Annotated in this window: 12 protein-coding genes, 2 tRNA genes and 1 pseudogene; 9 read left to right on the top strand and 6 right to left on the bottom strand. The window is 61.7% G+C overall.

From position 1 onward, the window contains the following. Positions 1-31: 31 nt before the first annotated feature. The 6 genes from smc (at position 32) to miaB (ending at position 10272) form a co-directional block, all read left to right on the top strand. Complete coding sequence (gene smc / locus NW809_RS01135) at positions 32-3574, top strand: chromosome segregation protein SMC (RefSeq protein WP_099884414.1); 3543 nt, start codon at positions 32-34, stop codon at positions 3572-3574. A 106-nt stretch (positions 3575-3680) separates the two neighbouring features. Continuing rightward, entirely contained in the window at positions 3681-4889 is a 1209-nt protein-coding gene (locus tag NW809_RS01130; RefSeq protein WP_414401363.1) for an SH3 domain-containing protein, read from the top strand. An 87-nt stretch (positions 4890-4976) separates the two neighbouring features. Further along, the gene (locus NW809_RS01125) at positions 4977-5564 is read left to right on the top strand and encodes a Uma2 family endonuclease (RefSeq protein WP_414401362.1); all 588 of its coding nucleotides are present in this window, start codon (positions 4977-4979) and stop codon (positions 5562-5564) included. Between the two features lie 136 nt (positions 5565-5700). Beyond that, entirely contained in the window at positions 5701-7221 is a 1521-nt protein-coding gene (locus NW809_RS01120; protein WP_041438701.1) for a S41 family peptidase, read from the top strand. A gap of 157 nt (positions 7222-7378) precedes the next feature. Then, positions 7379-8728: an adenylosuccinate synthase gene (locus NW809_RS01115; protein ID WP_011431667.1), complete on the top strand. Its 1350-nt coding sequence runs from the start codon at positions 7379-7381 to the stop codon at positions 8726-8728. A gap of 182 nt (positions 8729-8910) precedes the next feature. Further along, positions 8911-10272, top strand: a complete 1362-nt coding sequence (gene miaB, locus NW809_RS01110) for a tRNA (N6-isopentenyl adenosine(37)-C2)-methylthiotransferase MiaB (RefSeq protein ID WP_414401361.1) — start codon at positions 8911-8913, stop codon at positions 10270-10272. On the opposite strand, the gene NW809_RS01105 is transcribed toward miaB, so the two are convergent. After that, positions 10272-10343: transfer RNA gene (locus NW809_RS01105), tRNA-Thr, on the bottom strand. The two genes, miaB and NW809_RS01105, sit on opposite strands and share 1 nt — an antisense overlap. A gap of 4 nt (positions 10344-10347) precedes the next feature. Next, a tRNA-Tyr gene (locus NW809_RS01100) sits at positions 10348-10433 on the bottom strand. Between the two features lie 218 nt (positions 10434-10651). Here NW809_RS01100 and lysA point away from each other — a divergent pair. The 3 genes from lysA (at position 10652) to NW809_RS01085 (ending at position 13939) form a co-directional block, all read left to right on the top strand. After that, positions 10652-12028, top strand: coding sequence for a diaminopimelate decarboxylase (lysA, locus tag NW809_RS01095; protein ID WP_011431665.1), 1377 nt, complete (start codon positions 10652-10654; stop codon positions 12026-12028). A gap of 235 nt (positions 12029-12263) precedes the next feature. Then, complete coding sequence (gene cdaA / locus NW809_RS01090; RefSeq protein ID WP_011431664.1) at positions 12264-13187, top strand: diadenylate cyclase CdaA; 924 nt, start codon at positions 12264-12266, stop codon at positions 13185-13187. Positions 13188-13192: 5 nt separating this feature from the next. Beyond that, entirely contained in the window at positions 13193-13939 is a 747-nt protein-coding gene (locus NW809_RS01085) for an isoprenyl transferase (protein WP_011431663.1), read from the top strand. 194 nt (positions 13940-14133) lie between these two features. Here the strand turns inward: NW809_RS01085 and NW809_RS01080 are convergent, their stop codons facing one another. The 4 genes and pseudogenes from NW809_RS01080 to NW809_RS01065 all read right to left on the bottom strand — a co-directional run. Continuing rightward, positions 14134-14733: a CPP1-like family protein gene (locus NW809_RS01080; protein ID WP_099813293.1), complete on the bottom strand. Its 600-nt coding sequence runs from the start codon at positions 14731-14733 to the stop codon at positions 14134-14136. A 33-nt stretch (positions 14734-14766) separates the two neighbouring features. Further along, a complete protein-coding gene (locus tag NW809_RS01075; RefSeq protein ID WP_414401360.1) occupies positions 14767-15993 on the bottom strand; it encodes a cysteine desulfurase family protein in 1227 nt (408 codons plus the stop codon). A gap of 349 nt (positions 15994-16342) precedes the next feature. Continuing rightward, positions 16343-17653: a rod shape-determining protein RodA gene (rodA, locus tag NW809_RS01070; protein ID WP_414401359.1), complete on the bottom strand. Its 1311-nt coding sequence runs from the start codon at positions 17651-17653 to the stop codon at positions 16343-16345. Positions 17654-17743: 90 nt separating this feature from the next. Then, a pseudogene (locus tag NW809_RS01065) lies at positions 17744-19955 on the bottom strand (hypothetical protein); the annotation flags it as partial.

The raw sequence follows: 19955 nt of genomic DNA, 5'->3' as shown, positions 1-19955 counted from the left end.
CTGCTGCTGGCTGCGCTAGATATGGGGCGGGATGTACATCAAGCGGATCGAGCTGACCCGATTTAAGTCCTTTGGCAGCACGACCTCGCTGCCCCTGTTGCCGGGTTTTACGGTCATCTCCGGCCCCAACGGCTCCGGCAAGTCCAACATCCTGGATGGGATCCTGTTCGCGCTGGGGCTATCGTCCTCGCGGGGGATGCGGGCAGAGAGGCTTTCGGATCTGGTGCATTCTGGCAGCCTCAGCAGCAACCGGCGGGTAGAGACCCACGTCGCCGTCACCTTCGATCTGGGGCCGGGAGAAGACGGCCAGCCGAGAGAATGGAAAGTCAGCCGTCGGCTGCGGGTCAGCCCCGGCAAGGGAGAGGATCCCGATTCCCTGCCCTACACCAGCACCTTCTACATCAACGATGTGCCCTGCACCTTGAGCGAGCTGCACGAGCAACTGGAGGCGATGCACATCTACCCCAACGGCTACAACGTGGTCCTGCAGGGGGATGTTACCAGCATCATCTCCATGAACTCCAAGGAGCGGCGGCAGATCCTCGACGAATTGGCGGGGGTGGCCACCTTCGACCGCAAGATCGCCCAGGCCAACGCCAAGCTGGAGGTGGTGCGCGAACAAATTGAGCGCTTCCGGCTCATCGAGCAGGAATGGCAAGCCCAAGGAGAGCGGCTGCTCAGGGAAAGTGAAAAGGCGCAGCAGTACCAGCAGTTGCGGCTGCAGTGGCAAACGCTGGAGCGACAGCAACGGGTGTTGCTTTGGCGGCATTTGCAAGCCCAAGTGGAAGCAACCCAGGCAGCCATTCGGCAGCTTCTGGAGGCTCAGGAGCAAGCCACTGCTCAGGTGCAGACCTTGAGCGAGCAGTTACAGCAGGCGGAAGCCGCCCTGAGCGAGCTGCAAAGCCGCATCCACGCCCTCGGAGAGGAAGAATACCTGCACCTGCAAGCCCAGATCGCTGCCGCCGAAGTGCAACGGCAACAGCTCAGCCAACAGATCGCCGCCTGGCAGCAGGAAATCGAGCAAACGCAGCGCCTGCAGCAGGAGCGCCAAACCCAACAGCAGCACCTGCAGGCAGAGCTGGAACGCCTGCAAAGCCAACAGGAGCAACTGGCCCAGGCCCAGGGATCCCTGCAAGCCCAGGTGCAGAAAGCCCAAATCAGCCTAGAACAAAGTCGCGAACAACTGCGGGCCCTGGCCCAATCTGCCGAGGCCTGGGTCAAGCAGCAGCGCTACCTCACCCGCCACCTGGAAGAGATCCGCGCCGAACAAGAGCCTTTGCAACAGGAGCAAATTCGCCTGCAAGAGCGCCAACGGCAACTGGCGCGACAAGTCCAAGACACCCAAACTGAGATCGCCCAGATTGAAGAATGGCTGGGATCCCACCTGGCCCTCACCGCCGAGCTGGAACAGGCCTGCCGACAGTCGGAAGCCCAGGTGCAGGCCCTGGCGCAAGAGCTGGCGCAACTGCAAGCCAACCTGGAGCTGGATCGCGCCACCCACGAGCGGCTGGCCGCCGAGTTCCACGCCAAGCAGCGGCAACTGGACAAGTGGGAGACCCGCCGCCAACTGCTGCAAGAATCCCAGGGATCCCGCGCCACCCAGGCCATCCTGAGCGCCCGCCTGCCGGGGGTTTTGGGATTGGTGGCCCAGTTGGGGCAGGTGGATCCCCAGTATCAACTGGCGCTGGAGATTGCGGCAGGCAACCGACTGCACTTTGTGGTGGTGGAAGATGAAAGCGTCGCCGTCAGCGCGATCAACCTCTTAAAGCGGGAAAAACTGGGGCGCGCCACCTTTTTGCCCCTCAACAAATTGCAGCCCGCCCGCCCGCCCGCCCCCCTCAACTTAAACGGTCTGATCGACTACGCCATCCGCCTGGTGCACTTTGAAGAGCGCTACCGAGATGTTTTTGGCTTTGTGTTCGGCTCCACCCTGGTTTTCCAGAGCCTGGAGCTGGCCCGGCCCTACATCGGCCAGCACCGCATGGTCACCCTGGAAGGGGAGCTGCTGGAAACCTCGGGAGCCATCACTGGCGGCACCGGCCCCCAACGAGCTGGGATCCATTTTTCTGCGGGCGAACACTCGGAAGGGGAAGCCCTGCGCGCCCGCCTGGCCGATCTGGAAGCGCTGCTGGCCGCCCTCGCCCCTCGCCTCCAAGCCGCCCAAGCCCGCGAAAAACAACTGGCCCAGGCCCTGCTCCTGGCCCGCCAGGACGCCCTGCAAGCCCAGCAATACCTGGAGCGGCACCAGGCCGACTGCCAAAACCAGCAGGCCCGCCTGCAACACCTGCAGGGATCCCTGGCGCAATGGCAAAGCGAAAGCCAGCAGATCCAAGAGCGGCTGCACCAGATTCAACTCCGCTGGGATCCCTTGCAACAGCGCCTGGCCGATCTCGCCCGCAAGCTCAGCCAACTGGAGGGATCCCCGGTCAACCAGCACTGGCAGCAACTGCAGCAGGCGGTACAGCAGCAGGAGAGCCACCTGGCGGAGCTGCAACACCACCTGGCCCACCTGGAGCGACAGCAGCAGGAGAACCTCAGCCAGCAACACCTGAAGCAGGCCCAGATCCAGCACCACCAGGAGCGCCTGCAAGAGGGCGAACGGCGTCAGGCCCAACTTCAAGAGCAAATCGCCCAGGCCCAGGCCACTCTCGCCCACATCCAGCAGCACATTGCCGAGCAACGGCAACAGATGGGCCAGATCGAAGCCCGCCTCGCCCACCTGCGCCAAGAGCGGGAGCGGCAAGAATTTCAACTGCGCGCCCAACAGCAGCAGCTCCAACGCCTGGAATGGGAACGCTACCACGCCCTCACCCAACAGCAGGAAAAAGAGGCCATCCTTGCCCAACTGCAAGCCCAACTGCAAGCCGCGGCCCAAGAGCTGCCGGATCCCCTTCCCCCCCTGCCCCCCCACCTGACCCTGGACGAGCTGCAACGGCAAAAACGCAAAATCGAAGAGCAATTGCGATCCCTGGAGCCGGTGAACATGTTGGCCATCGCCGAATACGAACAGATCCAGGCCCGCCTAGGGGATCTCAGCGCCAAACTGGAAACCCTGCACCAAGAGCGCACCGAATTGTTGCTGCGCATCGAGAACTTTTCCACCCTGCGCCGCCAAGCGTTTTTGGATGCCTTCCATGCCATCAACGGCCATTTCCAGACCATCTTTGCCCAGCTTTCCGAGGGAGAGGGCTATTTAGAATTGGAGAACCCAGAGGATCCGTTGGCCGGGGGTTTGACCCTGGTGGCCCGCCCCAAAGGCAAGCCAGTGCGTCGTCTCAGCGCCATGTCGGGCGGAGAAAAATCCTTGACGGCCCTCAGCTTTATTTTTGCGTTGCAGCGCTATCGCCCCTCTAGCTTTTATGCCTTTGACGAGGTGGACATGTTTTTGGATGGGGCCAATGTAGAAAAATTGGCCGACATGATCTGGCAGCAATCCCGCCAGGCGCAATTCTTGGTGGTCAGCCTGCGCCGTCCCATGCTTGAAAAAGCGGAGCGCACCATTGGAGTGACCCAAGCTCGCGGCGCCTACACTCAAGTGATCGGCCTAGTCAACCCCACCGCTCACGTCGGCTAAAGCACCCAGCAGGCGGCAATCGCGGCGGGATCCCATCTCGCTTGCTATCTAGAGAAGAGCGTAGATTCCAAAAACTCCGCAGGGCAAACCATTTCAGCAGATGTTGATGAAAATGCAAGCTCTTCTATCCCAAAGCTGCCGATCGATATTGAGCTTGAGGAAAATCCCATCAGCATTGTCGATAGCAACAACGCTGCTGCTTTTGGTCGGCAATGCCTCTGCGCAATCCCTGGACAATGGCGGATCCAAGGCAGAAGCTCCTACAGCTTCCCTTCAAGTTTTGTCGGCTTTGCCAGCTGCCACAGCGAGAACTTGGGTCGCGCAAACCTTGCCAAACCCCGGCAGCTCTGGTGATCGCACTGCCATAAGGCAAGCTGTGCTCACCGACCCATTGATCAACGAGTATCTCCGACAAGCAGCAGCTCGATCCCCCGGTGTGCCGGTTCATCCTCTGGAAACCGGAGCAATCGCCATTGCCGAAAACTATGCTCTGGTTGAAGTCTCTGCCGGAGTTGGCGACCTTCCGGTAATTGATGGCTGCTATTTGCTTAAAAAACACAGTGGTCAGTGGGTAGTGGTGGCTCAGGCGGGCTGGGAGCCAGGGCTAAGCATTAATCAAAGTTGGCTCTCGACAGTGCTAGATGTGCCCAAAGATGTTGTCAGTCGGCTAATTGATACACTTCGCAGTGCCGGCAAGGAGGTTGAGATCGACGACACCTTGTACACAGATGTCCCCCTGCCCTGCATTACTCAGATAGAGGATCCCAATCCGCCGACTAATGTACGATCGACACCCGCTGTAGCCGCAGGCAATGTTATCGGTCAACTGCCCAATGGAACCGAAGTGCGGGTCATGGAAGTACTCAACGGCTGGCTCAAGATTCGGCAGCCATTGGTGGGCTGGGTATCGATGGGTCTGACACGGGTATCCTGTGGCAACTCCCTGGCAGAAGTGGAAAAGAATCTAGAAGCTCTGCATTCTCTGGAAGGGGAACTGGCCATAGAAGCCGCCGATACCTTGGTGCGATACCTCTATCGGGGTGCAGAGGGATCCTTTGCCGCAGCGGCGCTGGCCCATTTCAACGAGCTTGCCATCAACCGGTTTTATGCTCTGAAAATGGTGCTTGACAGGCACACTGAAGAGGTGCGTCGTCACGTATTGCAGCAAGCCATCGCAGCAGGGATCCATCCTCAAGCCCGGACACACTTCGAGCAGGAAATTGCCCAGAGCAAGACTCTCTCCCCTACTCTCAAGACCTGGAAAACGTTGAATCAGAGCCAAACCAGACTGAGACTTTATAAACTAGAGCCCTAGAGCCAGGGCTCCCAATTGCTTCCTATTGCCCTTCAGCAGGGGGTTATTCTGGAATCCAGTTTTGCATGGGAATGTCCAGTTCATGCCATGACGGCCTTGACGCTCAATCTCAGCCCTTTGATGACTCTGACGCGAGAGGATTTTATCCGGCTATGTGCGGCCAATCCTGAGCTAAAGCTAGAGCGCACTGCCCGAGGAGAGCTGGTGATCATGTCCCCCACTGGCGGTGAAGTTGGCCACTGGAATGCAGAGATCACCACAGAGCTAACCCTCTGGAATCGCCAATCAGGCCGAGGCAAAACCTTTGATTCTTCCACGGGGTTTTCTCTGCCTTCAGGCAGCGACCGCTCTCCTGACCTGGCCTGGATCCCGCTGGAAAAGTGGGAGGCTCTGGATCCCCAGACCCGCCGGGGATTCTTGCCCCTGTGTCCTGACTTTGTGGTGGAGATCCTCTCGCCCACCGATTCTTGGGTTCAAGCCCAGGCCAAGATGCAGGAGTACTTGGACAACGGCTGTCGCTTGGGGTGGCTTTTGGATCCCAAGGCCAAGCGGGTGATGATCTACCGGGCAGGACAGGCGCCGGAGCTAGTGGAAGACCCAGAAACCTTGTCGGGAGAAGACGTGCTCCCCGGCTTCACCCTGCCCATCCGCAAAATTTGGTCTGCCGAGAGCTAAGGGATCCGCAAAAGGGGAAACAACTGGTAGTGTCTTAATGGCTTAAAAAACAAGCATTTGGCCCTGCCGACAGTGGTAGAGGAGATTGCCCAGAGTTTATCCTATTCACAGCATCTGCAAACAAGGGCAGGCCACCATGAAGGGATTTGCGCGGGCAGTTCAGGTGTGGGGCACAGTCGGGGCGCTCAGCGGAGTCCTTTCTGGCAGAGTGATGGGGCAAGCGGCCTTGCCCCCTGTGCCGGTCATGCCCTCAGTTGAGGATCCGATTGCGAATCCGATTTCTCCCTTCCAGGGTGCGTCGCCCGATCTGGGCATCCCGGCAGCTCCTCCTTTGCCAGCAATGGGCCAGGATTTGCGCTATCTGGTGGAGTTGTTCATCAACGAGTCTTGGCAGGCGGGCAAGCAAGCCGCTGCGGTTAACTACAACGACCTCTACACCCGCCTGTTGGCCCGCACCTACAGCGATCCCCGTCCGCCCATCGAAGTCGAGTACGAGCTGATTCGAGAGGTTCTGCGCGAATACGGGGATCCCGCCGATCGCTTCTGGGATCCCCAAAGTTTCAGGGACTTGCTCAACCGCCCTCGTCCACCCCTGCAGGCGCGTCAGATTGGGCCGCGCCAGGTTTACCTGGCAGTGCCGGAGCTCACCCCTGCCACAGCCCAGCAGATCCGCCAAGCCCTCTACACCCAGGATTACAGCCAAGGCATTGTCCTCGACCTGCGCAGCTCGGTGGGCTATGACCCGCAAGTGATAGCGGATGTGGCACGCCTATTCTTGCCCCGCTCCGTGCAGCCGCTGCTGGTTACCGAAGACCGCTTTGGCCAGCCTACCCCCTGGAACAGCGAAAACCTGCCACTGGCTGCTGGGATCCCATCGGCCGTCCTGGTCGACGGCAACACCCGCCAGGGGGCCACCCTCCTGGCGGCCCAGTTGGGAGCCAGCGGCAGCACCGTTATAGTAGGGCAACCCACTCAAGGCAGCGAACGCCAGACCCGCTTCTTTGCCCTTCCTTCTGGCGCGGCGGTGGAACTGGCCGTGGCCACCTGGAAGACAGGCGATGGACGCTCCCTAGCCCAGGGTTTGGTGCCCCTGCAAAAGGTGGAGGGGGATGAGAACGCCTGGCTAAAGGCCGCCCTAGAAGCGCTGGCCCTGCCCCGCCGCCCCAGCCCTCCCCCCCGCCCCACCGTCCTGGTGCAAGAGGGCCGTGTTGGTCGCTTTGTCCTGGGCATGGATACCCGCAACGTCGATACCCACCTCTTGGGCAACGTGGATTTGATCCCGGCCGAATCGCGGGCAAATGTATTTCAGCCTAACAGCGACCTGAAGATCTTCTACTTGCAGGACTACATCCTCTTTGCCTACCGCCGTCCGGGCGTTCTCAATAGCTTTTTTGCCGACCGCATCTACACCACCCAACCCGAAGCCATGACTGGCGAAGGGATCCGTATCGGCTCCACCTACTCGGAAGTGATCGCCATTTACGGCGGGCCTGGCGAGAACGGCTACAACGAGGTGGTGCCCTACCCCAAGGGGAGCCGAGAATATCTGCGCGACGATCGCTACTATGTCAACTACGACGCCCTTGGCCTGTCCTTTGCCTTTGCGGCGGGATCCAACCAGGTCACCGCCATTGGCCTGTTCAAGCCGGGGAGCTAAAGGGAGCGGGCTGCTGCCCTAGCGAGGGGTCGAAATTAATCGATTGTTAACGTTTTTGTCCGAAGCCCTCAACACTGCCTGGAGCAATGCGGTAAATTAGTGCAGCGACCCCGCAAAGGGGATTTTTTGTGCCGTTCAGAGACTGTAGGAGAAGCCCTTGGCAAACGTTGTGGTTGTCGGTGCCCAGTGGGGCGACGAAGGAAAAGGTAAGATCACCGACCTCCTCAGTGAAAAGGCGCATGTGGTCGTCCGCTACCAAGGCGGGGTTAACGCAGGACATACCGTGGTGGTGGGGGGCCAAATCTTTAAGCTGCACCTGATCCCCTCCGGCATCCTCTACCCCGACAAGCGCTGCATCATCGCCAGCGGCACGGTGATCGACCCTGAGGTGTTGCTGGCCGAGATCGACCAACTGCACCAACTGGGGATCTCCACCCACAACCTCTACATCGCCGAGACAGCCCACGTAACCTTGCCCTACCACCGCGTCATCGACGTGGCCGAGGAAGAGCGACGCGGCATCTACCGGCTGGGCACCACCGGGCGAGGCATTGGCCCTACCTACGCCGACAAGGCCGAGCGCATGGGCATCCGCGTCGTGGACTTGATGTACCCCGACCAACTGCGGGAGCGCCTCAGTTGGGCCATTCCCTACAAGAACGTTTTGCTGGAAAAAATCTACAACCTACCCCCTCTGGATCCCGAGCCGATCATCGAGCAATACCTGGCCTACGCGGAGCGGCTGCGCCCCTACGTCACCGACGCTGCCCTACTCCTCACCCAGGCCATCGAGGAGCGGCAGAACATCCTCTTTGAGGGGGCCCAGGGCACGCTGTTGGATCTCGACTACGGCACCTACCCTTACGTCACTTCCTCCCATCCCATCGCCGGCGGCGCCTGCGTGGGGGCCGGGATCGGCCCCACCAGCATTGACCGGGTGATTGGGGTAGCCAAGGCCTACACCACCCGCGTCGGCGAAGGCCCCTTCCCCACCGAGCTCAAGGACGAGATTGGCGCTTACCTGGGGGCGGCGGGAGCCGAATTTGGCACCACCACCGGGCGGCAGCGGCGCTGCGGCTGGTTCGACGGCGTAATCGGGCGCTACGCCGTGCGGATCAACGGCCTGGATTGCTTGGCCATCACCAAGTTGGATGTGCTGGACGGCCTAGACGAGATCAAGGTGTGCGTGGCCTATGAGTACCAGGGGCGCGAGATCCGTCACTTTCCCAGCGATGCCCGCGTCTTTGCCCAGTGCAAGCCCATTTATGAAACCCTGCCCGGCTGGAAGTGCTCCACCAAAGACTGCCGCTCCCTTGAGGACTTGCCTCCCGAAGCCTACGACTACCTGAAGTTTTTGGCCCAGTTGATGCAGGTGCCGATTGCCATCGTCTCCCTGGGAGCCAGCCGCGACCAAACCATTATCGTGGAGGATCCCATCCACGGCCCCAAGCGCGCCTTGCTCTACCCCAACGGCCGCAAGCAAGTTCACGCCCTCATGCCCGACTGACGCGCCCTAGCTCAGTGGCTACTCTGCTGAGGGACACTGCTTAGCAAACCAGCCTGGGCCGCGCAGAGGGAGCCAAGGGAGAGGGATCTGCCCCCCAACCCTTACGTTGCCGCTACCGCCCCATAAGGATCCGCTAAGCTCAAAAAAGGTAGAGATTGCTGACCCTGTCTTCTGGTCTTGCCATGGCTGCTCCCACCTATTACACCATCACCTTCGGCTGTCAAATGAACCGGGCCGATAGCGAGCGCATGGCCGGGATCCTCGAGTCGCTGGGGTATGTGCCCGCCGAAGACGAGCTGCAGGCAGACTTAGTTCTCTTCAATACCTGCACAATCCGCGATAACGCTGAGCAAAAGGTGTATTCCTACCTGGGCATCCAGGCGCAGCGCAAGCGGAAAAACCCAGCCATCAAGCTCATCGTGGCCGGCTGCGTGGCCCAGCAGGAGGGGGAAAGGTTGCTGCGCCGCGTCCCCGAGTTGGATCTGGTCATGGGCCCCCAGTACGTCAACCGCCTTGGGGATCTGCTGGCCCAGGTGGAGGCGGGCAACCAGGTGGTGGCCACCGAGCCTGTCGAGATCCCGGAAGACATCACCAAGCCCCGCCGGGATAGCCGGGTGACAGCCTGGATCAACGTCATCTACGGCTGCAACGAGCGCTGCACCTACTGCATTGTGCCGTTGGTGCGGGGACGGGAGCAGTCGCGCCAGCCGCAGGCCATCCGCGCCGAGATTGAGGACGTGGCCCGGGCCGGCTACCGCGAGGTCACCTTGCTAGGGCAAAACATCGACGCCTACGGGCGGGATCTGGATCCCAAGACCAACCTGGCCAGCCTGCTGCGCTTTGTCCACTCGGTGGAAGGGATCGAGCGGATTCGCTTTGCCACCAGCCACCCGCGCTACTTTACTGAAGAGCTGATCGCCACCTGTGCCGAGCTGCCCAAGGTGTGCGAGCACTTCCACATCCCCTTCCAGGCGGGCAGCGACGCCGTCCTCAAGCGGATGCGGCGGGGCTACACCCAGGAGCGCTACCGCCAGCTCATCCAGCTCATCCGCCAGTACATGCCCGAGGCCACCATCAGCGCCGATGCCATCGTCGGCTTCCCCGGCGAAACGGAAGCCCAGTTTCAGGAAACCCTGCAACTGGTTCAGGATATCGGCTTTGATTTCCTCAATACTGCCGCCTACTCTCCCCGCCCTGGCACGCCGGCAGCCGAGTGGCCTGACCAGGTGCCGGAAGAGGAAAAAAGCGACCGCCTGCAACGGCTCAACCGCTTGGTCGCGGAGGTGGCTGCCGCCCGCAGCGCCCGGCTGCTGGGCCAGGTGCAGGAGGTGCTGGTGGAAGGCCCCAATCCCAAAAACCCCCGCCAGGCCATGGGGCGCACCCGCGGCAATCGCATCGTCTTCTTCGACGGCGATCCCGAGCAATTGCAGGGATCCCTGGTGCCAGTGCGCATCACCGCCACGCGGGCCTTTTCCCTCAGCGGCGAGATTGCCAAGCCTGGGGAAGAGAAACCCCAAGCCGCAGAACTTGGGGCTTGCGCCTAAGCCCACGACGAGGATTGAACTCGTGACCTCCCCCTTACCAAGGGGGTGCTCTGCCACTGAGCTACGTGGGCGGCATGGTGGGCCGAGTTGGATTCGAACCAACGTAGGCGTAAGCCAGCGGATTTACAGTCCGCCCCCTTTAACCACTCGGGCATCGACCCTTGGACACTGGCTTCCTATATTAGCAGAAAGTGCTGCCCAAGATCGAATCCAGGCGAGAAGAGCTGTCTTGGGGACGGGAGCTAAACAGGGAGGGAGTTCCCGGCAAGACATCATGCCCTACCTTGCGGGGGCTGCTGGCAACAAGGGGCTTGAGGGCATTTGGCCAAACTGGAGAGAAAACTTGATAGGGTGGAGGACAGTCCCTTCACTTGTCCCTATGGTTTCAACCCTCGGCACTTCCACCTCCGTCGAACAAGTTTCTCCCAACCAGTCGCTATTGCCCCTGACCAGCCGCACCAACAGCCAGGGCCACCTGGAAATCGGCGGCTGCGACGTGGTAGAGCTGGTGCGCCAGTTTGGCTCTCCCCTCTACATCCTGGACGAGTGGACGTTGCGACACGCCTGCCGGCTCTACCGCGACACCTGGGCCCGCTGCTACCCTGGGGGATCCCAGGTCTTGTATGCTACGAAAGCCTGGAACTGCTTGGCCATCTGCGCTTTGGCCTTACAAGAAGGGCTGGGGCTGGACGTGGCCTCCGGCGGGGAGCTCTATACCGCTATTCAAGCAGGAGCCAGGGGTGAGGAGCTCTACCTGCACGGCAACGCCAAGTCGGCGGAGGAGCTGGCCATGGCCCTGGAGGTGGGCTGCACCCTGGTGGCCGATAGCCTCTACGAGCTACAGCAACTGGCCGCTCTGGCTACCCCTGCACGACCGGCCCGCTTGTTGGTGCGGGTCAACCCCGGCATTGACGTCCACACCCACGAGTACATCCGCACTGGCCAAACCGACAGCAAATTTGGCATCGGCCAGTGGCAACTGCCGGAGGTATTTGATTTTTTGGCAGCCCATCCCCAATTGCAATGCGTCGGGCTCCACGCCCACATCGGATCCCAGATCTTCGACCTACAAGGCCACCGGGATCTGGCAGGGGTACTGGCCCAGGTCTGGCGCCAAGGGCTGGAGAAGGGGCTGCCCTTGCAGGAGCTGAATGTGGGCGGCGGACTAGGGATCCGCTATGTCGAATCCGACGATCCCCCCTCCATTCCGGAGTGGGTGGAAGCCGTGGCCACTGCAGTGCAGCAGAGCTTCACCGCCGCCGGGATCCCGCTGCCCAAGGTGCTCTGCGAGCCTGGACGGTCTGTGGTTGGGCCAGCGGCTGTAACCGCCTACACTTTGGGGGGCAAGAAGTGGATCCCGCCCAGCGAAGACCTTCCCGAAGGGCGTCTCTACGTCACCATTGACGGCGGCATGTCCGATAACCCCCGCCCTATCACCTACGGAGCCCGCTACACCGCCCTTCTGGCCAACCGCCCTGAGGCCGAGGCCACCCAGCGGGTGACAGTGGCCGGCAAACACTGCGAGTCGGGGGATGTGCTCTTGAAAGATGTGCTTTTGCCCAACCCAGCGCCCGGCGAAGTCCTAGTTGTGTTGACCAGCGGGGCCTACAACTACAGCATGGCCTCCAATTACAACCGCTTCCCTCGGCCCGCGGCAGTGCTGGTCAACCAAGGGAAGGCCCAGTTGATCCTGCGGCGGGAAACTTATGCAGATCTGATCCGTCAGGACATCTTACCGGAGCGGTTGCAGCGGTGAAGGGCAGAGACGGCTGCCTGTAACCGTTGCCGTTGAGGGCGGGGCCCGGCTTTCTCTGCAGCGGCGACCCCGCTGGCTCTGGGGCAGGAAAGACTGGAAGACAGGTAGGAGGTGAGTGGTAGGCTGGTCAGGGGGCCGCAGTCCAACAGGGGTTCCGGAGCCAAAAGGTTCTGGGGCGCAGGATGGCGTAGGCAAAGGGTCCGCAACGAGGGGAGCGTGAACGGGGTTTTTCGGCATGCTGGCGGCCTTATGGGCTTGGCTACAGCAATTTAATGTTCTCAGCCTGTTGGACTGGGCTCTGGCCGTCTTGCTATTGGCTTTGGCCCTCTATTACACCCGCGAGAGCCGGGCCGGGGTGCTGGTGCGGGGGTTTATGGTGCTGCTGGTCCTGTATCTGGCCACCGCCTCGCTGCCGCTGGTGCACCTGATTTTGGATCGCTTGCTCCTGGCCGCGGCTGTGGCGATGGGGGTACTCTTTCAGCCGGAGTTTCGGCGGCTCCTGGAGCAACTGGCGAGGGCCATCTGCGTTGAGTGGCCGAACAGCACAGACGATGACGAGGATGACCCTAAGGAGGATTTGGTGGAGGAGGTGGTGCAGGCGGTGCGAGAACTCTCCCAAAATCGGACAGGGGCGCTGATTGTCATCGAGCCAGATCAGCCCATTGACTCGCGGGTGTTCACCGATAAAGGGGTTCCTCTCCAGGCGCGGGTGTCCCGGGAGCTCTTACAGACGATCTTCCAGACCTCGACGCTCCTGCACGATGGGGCTGTAATTATCCATCGGGATCGGATTCGCGCGGCAGGGGTGATCCTGCCGGTTTCGGAGCGAACTGCCTCTCGCCAACTGGGCACGAGGCACCGGGCGGCGATGGGGATCACAGAACAGGCCAATTGCTTGTGTATTGTGGTCTCAGAGGAGACGGGATCCATCTCACTGGCAGAAGGCGGACGCCTCGAGCGACCTCTGACCAGTGCCAAGCTCCACGAACTGCTGGTGCAGCGGTTGCGCCATCCGCGCGAAGCCAAAAAACGGGATGCTCCTCTGCAGGGATTGTGGGCCCACCCGTGGATTCACAATGGGCTGTTGCGCTGGTGGGGATCCCTGCCAGATCTAGCCAAACTCCTTCGCAAACCTGAGAAAACCCTTCCTAAAGACTGATCCGCATGACCCTTTCTCCTGTCCATCTTCTGCAGTTGCCTGCCGACCTAGATCCGCAGTTATTGCCCCGCCATGTGGCAGTGGTCATGGATGGTAACGGGCGGTGGGCGCAAAAACGAGGCTTGCCCCGCAGTGTCGGGCATCAGCGCGGGGTAGCGGCTTTGAAGGAGTTGCTCCGCTGCTGTCACGATTGGGGGATCCCCCTCCTCACCGCCTACGCCTTCTCCACGGAGAACTGGGGCCGCGCCCGCGAGGAGGTGGATTTCCTCATGACCTTGTTCGAGCAGGTGCTGTGGCAGGAACTGGCGGAAATGGTGCAGCAGGGGGTGCGCATCCAGTTTGCCGGCCAGTTGTCGGCCCTGCCCCGATCTTTGCAGGACACGATCCTGCATGCGGTGGAACGCACCCAGCACAACGAGGGCATTTGCCTGACGGTGGCCCTCAACTACGGCGGCAGACAGGAGATCGTGCAGGCTTGCCGCTCGATTGCCACCCTGGTGCAGCAGGGGCTTTTGCAACCGGATCAGATCGACGAGGCCCTCTTTTCCCAATTTCTCTACACCACTGGCTTGTCGGATCCCGACCTGTTGATCCGCACCAGCGGCGAGATGCGCATCAGCAACTTCCTGCTCTGGCAGATGGCCTACACCGAGCAGTACTTCACCCCCATCCTCTGGCCGGATTTCGACCGCGCCGCCTTTCACCAAGCCCTGCTCAGCTATCAGTCGCGGCAGCGGCGCTTCGGCAGATAAGACCTTGACGGATCCCCGCCTGGTCAAATCCAACTAGGGGCCGACCCAAGCGCTCCTGCCCTCACCCCCAACCCCTCTCCCTCAGGGAGCTAGCCCTCACCCCCAACCCCTCTCCCTCAGGGAGAGGGGAGTTAGGGAACGACTTAGATGGACAGGCAGCACATATGTAGGAATGTGTACCTGAAGCCCCCCAGCTAGCGCAGAAAGCTGGTGACCAGCCACATCACCGCAAACGTGATCCCCACCAACAGGGCGCCGGGGGCATCGCCGCCGGTGAGGGGAAGGGCAATGGCGTAGGCCAACATCAGTCCCAGGCTCAGTCCTGCCAGCGCCAAGAGAAAAGCGCGAAGGAAGCGGCGCTCTTTGCGGTACAGGAAATAGATACAGGCCATCAGCCCTAGCGCCAGTTGCAGGGAGGGATACTCATCGGGAGCCAAGACAACCCAACCCACCAGTCCTCCCAGCAACACGGCGGGCCAGAGCATATCCGGGGCAGAGGGGCTATCCAGCCAGCGGCTGATCCAGGGGGGATTTTGGGCAGCGGGACGGGGCAAACTCGGTTCTGTCTCTGGACGGGCAGCCCGCTGTTCAGCGTAGCGAATGCGGTCGGGGACGGCGATCTTGCCCTCCTTGCGCAGGCGCAGGCGCTGCATCAGGATGGCGTCGTAGGCTTGTTCCACCCGCTCCTGCTGCTGTTCATCCGCACCCAAGCTGGCCAGGAGCCGTGCCCGCGCCGATTGGATCTCCTCAAAGGAGGCTTCTTCGCTGACTCCCAACACTTGATAGGGACTCATCTCAGCCATAACGACCAGCCCTGTAACTCTCTATCACCTTAGCCCAGCCGCCAATTCAGCGGCAGGAGCCGCTGGCAGGGGTTGGGTTACCTTCTCCTCAAGGGATCCAGCGCCCGCAGCCGAGAGGAGAAGAGCCCGCAGCGACTGCGCCACCTGTTCAACTGCGGCTTGGGTGGTGGCCTTGCCCAGGCTGAGGCGGATGGATCCCAGGGCCTCGGCCTCGGAATAGCCCATGGCCAAAAGGATGCGGCTGGGGATCCGTTGGCCGCTGCTACAGGCAGAGCCGGCGCTGATGGCGATCCCCTGGCGGCTCATCTCCCTCACCAGCACATTCCCCGGCATGGCGGCAGTGCAGTAGCTGAGGTGGTGGGGCAGGCGTTGCTCCAGATCCGAGGGGCCAGTTAGCCGCAAACCTGGCACAGAGGCCAGCAACTGGGCCAGCTGCCGTTGCAACTGCCGCAGGCGGGCCGTCTCCTGCTGCAGCTCTTGGGCTGCCAAGGCCGCTGCCACCCCTAGACCGACAATGGCAGGGATCCCCTGGGTGCCAGCTCGCAGCCGCCGTTCTTGCCCGCCCCCCCGCAGCAGCGGTTGCAGCTCCACCCCCGGGCGTACGTAGAGCGCCCCCACCCCCTGCGGCCCGTAAAGCTTATGCCCAGACAGGGAGAGCAGGTCCACCGGCAGTTGCGCCAGATCCAAGGGGATCCGCCCCACCGTCTGCACCGCGTCGGTGTGGAAGAGAACTCCCGCCTGGCGACAGAGGCGGCCCAGCTCGGCAATGGGCTGCAGGGATCCCACCTCATTCTGGCCGTGGACGATGGAGACCAGCACGGTGGTGGGCTGCAGCGCCCGGAGCAGGGTTTGGGGATCCACCTGGCCGGCGGCGTTCACCGGCAGGCGGGTTACCTTCCAGCCTTGGGCCTGCAAGCGGCGGGCGGCATTCTCCACCGAGGCGTGCTCGACGCTGGAGATGATCAGGTGCTGGGGAGTGGAGTAGCGCTGCGCCACCCCAAACAGGGCCAGGTTGTTGGACTCCGTCCCGCCGGAGGTAAACAGCAGCGTCTCCGGCTCACAGTTGAGCAGCTCGGCCACCTGCTGCCGCGCCCGTTCCATGGCCATGGCCGCCCGTTCGCCCCAAGCGTGCAAGCTGGAGGGGTTGCCCCAACTTTCCTGCATCGCCAGCCGCATGGCCTCGATCACCTCCGGCCGAGGCGGAGTGGTGGCGCTGTGGTCAAAGTAAAGCGCGGGATCGAGAGGCGACATGGGAGCTTGACAACCCAGGACTCGATGTCCCCATCTTAGTGCTGGCGCGTTGGCAATTTACACCCCTTGCCGCAGGCGTTGCAGTCGTGCCAGCTCTTTAGGCGGGAGGGGGTTTTGGGCAGCGTCTGACTACCCCACCGCATAGGCAAGTGGGGTAGGTGCATCGAGATCTCAACCGCGCCAGGGCCCTCCAGGAGAGAGGACGAAAAGACTAGGAGGGAGTAGAAGCAGGGGTCGATCCCTGGCTCGTCAGCAGCGTTGCGCGCGGATAGGAGAGCGCTGCGGAGCGGCATGGCTACCGACCTGAGCCAGCGTCGCCAGAAAAGGAGGGAGAAGAAAACTCTTGAAATTACCTGAATAAGGTGGTGCGTTGGCGGTGCATGACCACCGATTCCACCAGGCCAATAGCCAGAAAGTTGGTCAGCAGAGCCGAGCGGCCATAGCTCAAAAAAGGCAGGGGCAGGCCGGTGATGGGGGCCAGGCCGATGGTCATGCCGATATTGACAACTGCCTGAAAGAGGATCATGGCCAGCACCCCGATGGCAATTAGGGAGCCAAAATTGTCCTTGGCCCCCTGGGCAATCCAGATGAGCCGTGCACAGAGAATCCAAAACAGAATCAGCACCGTCAGGGTGCCGACAAAGCCCATCTCTTCCCCAATGGCCGAGAAAATGAAGTCGGTGTGCTGCTCGGGGATGAAGTCCAGTTGGGTTTGGGTGCCCTGCTGGATGCCACGGCCCCAGAGCCCGCCGGCCCCGATGGCGATGCGGGACTGAATCAGGTGGTAGCCAGATCCCCAGGGCTCTTGCATGGGATCGATGAAGATCTCCAGCCGCCGCCGCTGGTAGGGCTTGAGGATGTGCCAGGCCACCTGGCCCAGATGCCCGGAGAGCAGGTTGAGCACTCCAAAGGTCATCGCTCCTGTCCACCGCCAAGGCAGCCGCCAAGCCGCCAGGCTCGCCATGCCCAAGCACCAGATCAGCCAGACCCAGAGCATCCAGCTCAGCTCGGGGCGGGTGTGCAGGCCGTAGAGGATGGCCCCCACCCCCGGCGACAGCAGCAAAAGGATCCAACTGCCCTTGGCCCCGGCCCAGTAGAGCATGGCCAGCAAGATGGCCACAAACACCAGGGCCGTGCCCAAGTTGGGCTGTAGGAAGATCAAAACCCAAGGAGGGGCGATGACGGCAACGGCCACCCAAATCTGGCTGAAGTATTTGATCGGCCAGTGGTGCAGGAGAGCGGCCAGGGTGATGATTACTCCCAGCTTGGCAAACTCAGAAGGCTGCACCTGAAAGCCAGCGATGGAGAGCCAGCGCTCCGCCCCTCCCCCCGCCGTGCCGAAAAAGAGCACTGCAATTAAACCTGCCAAGGTCAGGAAGTAGGTGAACCAGTGCCAGCGCAAAAGCCGCTCATACGGGATCCGGGCTACCATTCCCAAAAACACCAGGCTGATCCCGGCCATGATCAACTGCTGCAGCCAATAGTGGCTAATGGGACGCTCCCAGACTGCGCTGCGGATGGCAAGAATGCCGATGCCTGTCAAGGCCAGCACCGTGGCCAGCAACATGCCATCGAACTCGCGCCAAGGAGCCAAGATCTGCCGCAGAAGCTTTTTCCACCTAGGCTGAGAAGACACCTTTGGGTCAACGTTGCCCAGCAATAGACCCCATCCTCCAAAGCAAGGCCAGCACCAGTTTGACATGCCCCTTGCCCCACTGGCTCACTCTCGACCCCTCTCCCACGGGGGGAGCTATTCCCAGCTCTGCAGTTGCCCTAGCCAAGCGGAGAGGCGGGATCCCACCTCTTCTCGACGCCTTTCAAGATTGGCTGCCGTCCAAATCAGAAGCAGGCCCAGCAGGATCCCAGTGGCCCAGAACAGCAGCGGATAAGCTGTCACCAGTAGCCATCCCTGCCGCAGGATCCCCAGCCCAAAAGCCAGCGTGCCCACGAAGAGATAAGCTCTGACCCGCAAGGCCAAGCCCAGCAGACCCAAAGCTAAGCCCAGCCCCACCGGCCAAAATCCCGCCCACAGTTGCCCGTGGGTTTCCACCATCACCACCAGCAGCCATGTGCCCAAGGAAACCAGCCGCAGCCAATGCCGCCCCCGCCGTCCGTTGGTTTCCTGTAATCCCGGATCCACCTGGGCCACATAGAGCAGGGATCCCACCAGGGGCAGGGCATAGAACGTCAGGGAAGCCCAATCCTGATGCCAGCCGTAACTCCACAGGATCCAGTTGCTCAAGAACAGGCTGACATAGCCCAGGCGCACTTGGGATCTCCAGATAGCCAGCAGGGCATAGTAGGTTGCCCCCAGCAGCAGATTAAGGGTGTTATTTCCTCCCGCGGTTACCAGAAAAGCGGCCAGGGGCAGCACCAAGGCTGTATTCTGCCAAGGAGCCGCCGGCCAGCCCCACCGTCGCCAGGGCAAGCCATGGTAAACCAGCCCCAGCCCACAGAGCAGGGATCCGGCCCATCGCGCTATGGATAGCTGCGGCAGCCCCAGGAACACACCGCCCAGCAGAACCCCAGCTCCTTGCCATGCACTGAGGTAACCCCAGACCGTTGGCACCCAATTTCGCTCTGTCGGAGATTCTGAAGTTGAGGTTCTCGCCTGTCCGGCGGCATAGGCCACCAGGCCGGATCCCGTCAGCACCCAGAGGAGCTGTCCCCAACGGCTGAGGCGAGGATCGAAAAGGGCAGACCAGAGGACAAGGCTGGCCAGAGCCCAGTTGGCCAAGGCCATCCAGCGCAACCCAGCTCTTTTAAGCTGCAGGGTCGCCGCCAGCCAAGGGGGACAAAAGCCGTAGCCCCAGGCCAAGCTCAGCCCTAACAGAGCGATCAACACCAACCCATTTGCCAGGGATCCCCCAGTTCGCTGGCTGAGGAAGTAAACCCAGCTCTCGTAGGCGGCCACAGACACGCCCCAAGCGCCCAGGAGCCCTTTCCAGTTGGCAGGACGGAGGTCTTCCCGGCCTTGCTCTTGCGCCCGTTGGACCGCCTGTCGACGCCCCAGGCCCAGCAACACGATGGAGAGACCTAAGCTGCCCAAGCCCGTTACCTCACTCCACTGGGCATGGGATCCCAGCCAGCCCAACCCTGCATAGATCAAAGGCCCCGTCCGCCAGAAGCTCAGGGCCCTGACCTGTTGCAGGAGCTGCCCCCCCAAAGACTTTGTCCCGCCAGCGCGAGCGGCCCCCTCAAGCAAGAGTTTTTCCGGCCCAATCCAAAAGAGGATTCCCAGGCTCAGATTGATGACGGCAAGCAGAGGGGCAACAGGACGGGATCCCTGCACAGCCCACAACACGCCGCTTGCCGCCAGTAGCTCCAAAGCCCAGCCCAGCCCGTACAACAACCCATCCATCTGACCCTTGATCTGGCCAGATGAAAGGGCTTGGGCAATTTCAGGGGCATCCCCTGTCGGAGAGGACTCCGTCCCGCTAGCGCTAGGGGGGAGGGTCGGAGAGGATCCCGTCTCGGCAATGGGAGCAGAGAAGACCGGAGCAACCTCTACCCAAAGTCGGAGACCAATGGCCAGCCAGGTAACCCCAGAGGCCAGCGGTATGGCTGCCGAGAAAGCAGGGGGCGAGGAAGGGGTGAAGAGGGCCGCCGCGGTGGGCAACGTTAGGGAGAGCAAGAGCACCAACCCCAAGGGTATACCCCAGCCATCCAGGGCTGGCCGGTAAGCGGCTTGCAGGCGAGAAGAGAGGTGCCGGATGCCGTAGCGACAGCCGCTCAAGAGCAACAGCAGCGCTGCCAAGACCAGCAGCCATTCCGCTTCCGTAAGTGTCGGCAAGAGCCGGCTGATCCCCACCAGGCCGAACCCTGAGCCGAAGGCCACCGCCAGCAGGGCTTCCCCCTCTGCTCCAGGAGTAGGGGAACTTGGCAAGGGACAAGCCCATAGCCACACCTGGGTAGCTAGCAGCAGCAACCCCAGCCCTAGCCCGAGCAGATCCGGGCCCGGC

The sequence above is a fragment of the Synechococcus sp. WC101 genome (assembly GCF_047461555.1).
Taxonomy (GTDB): domain Bacteria; phylum Cyanobacteriota; class Cyanobacteriia; order Thermostichales; family Thermostichaceae; genus Thermostichus.
Note: the sequence above shows the minus strand (reverse complement) of the source record. Positions and strands in the feature narration are given on the sequence as shown.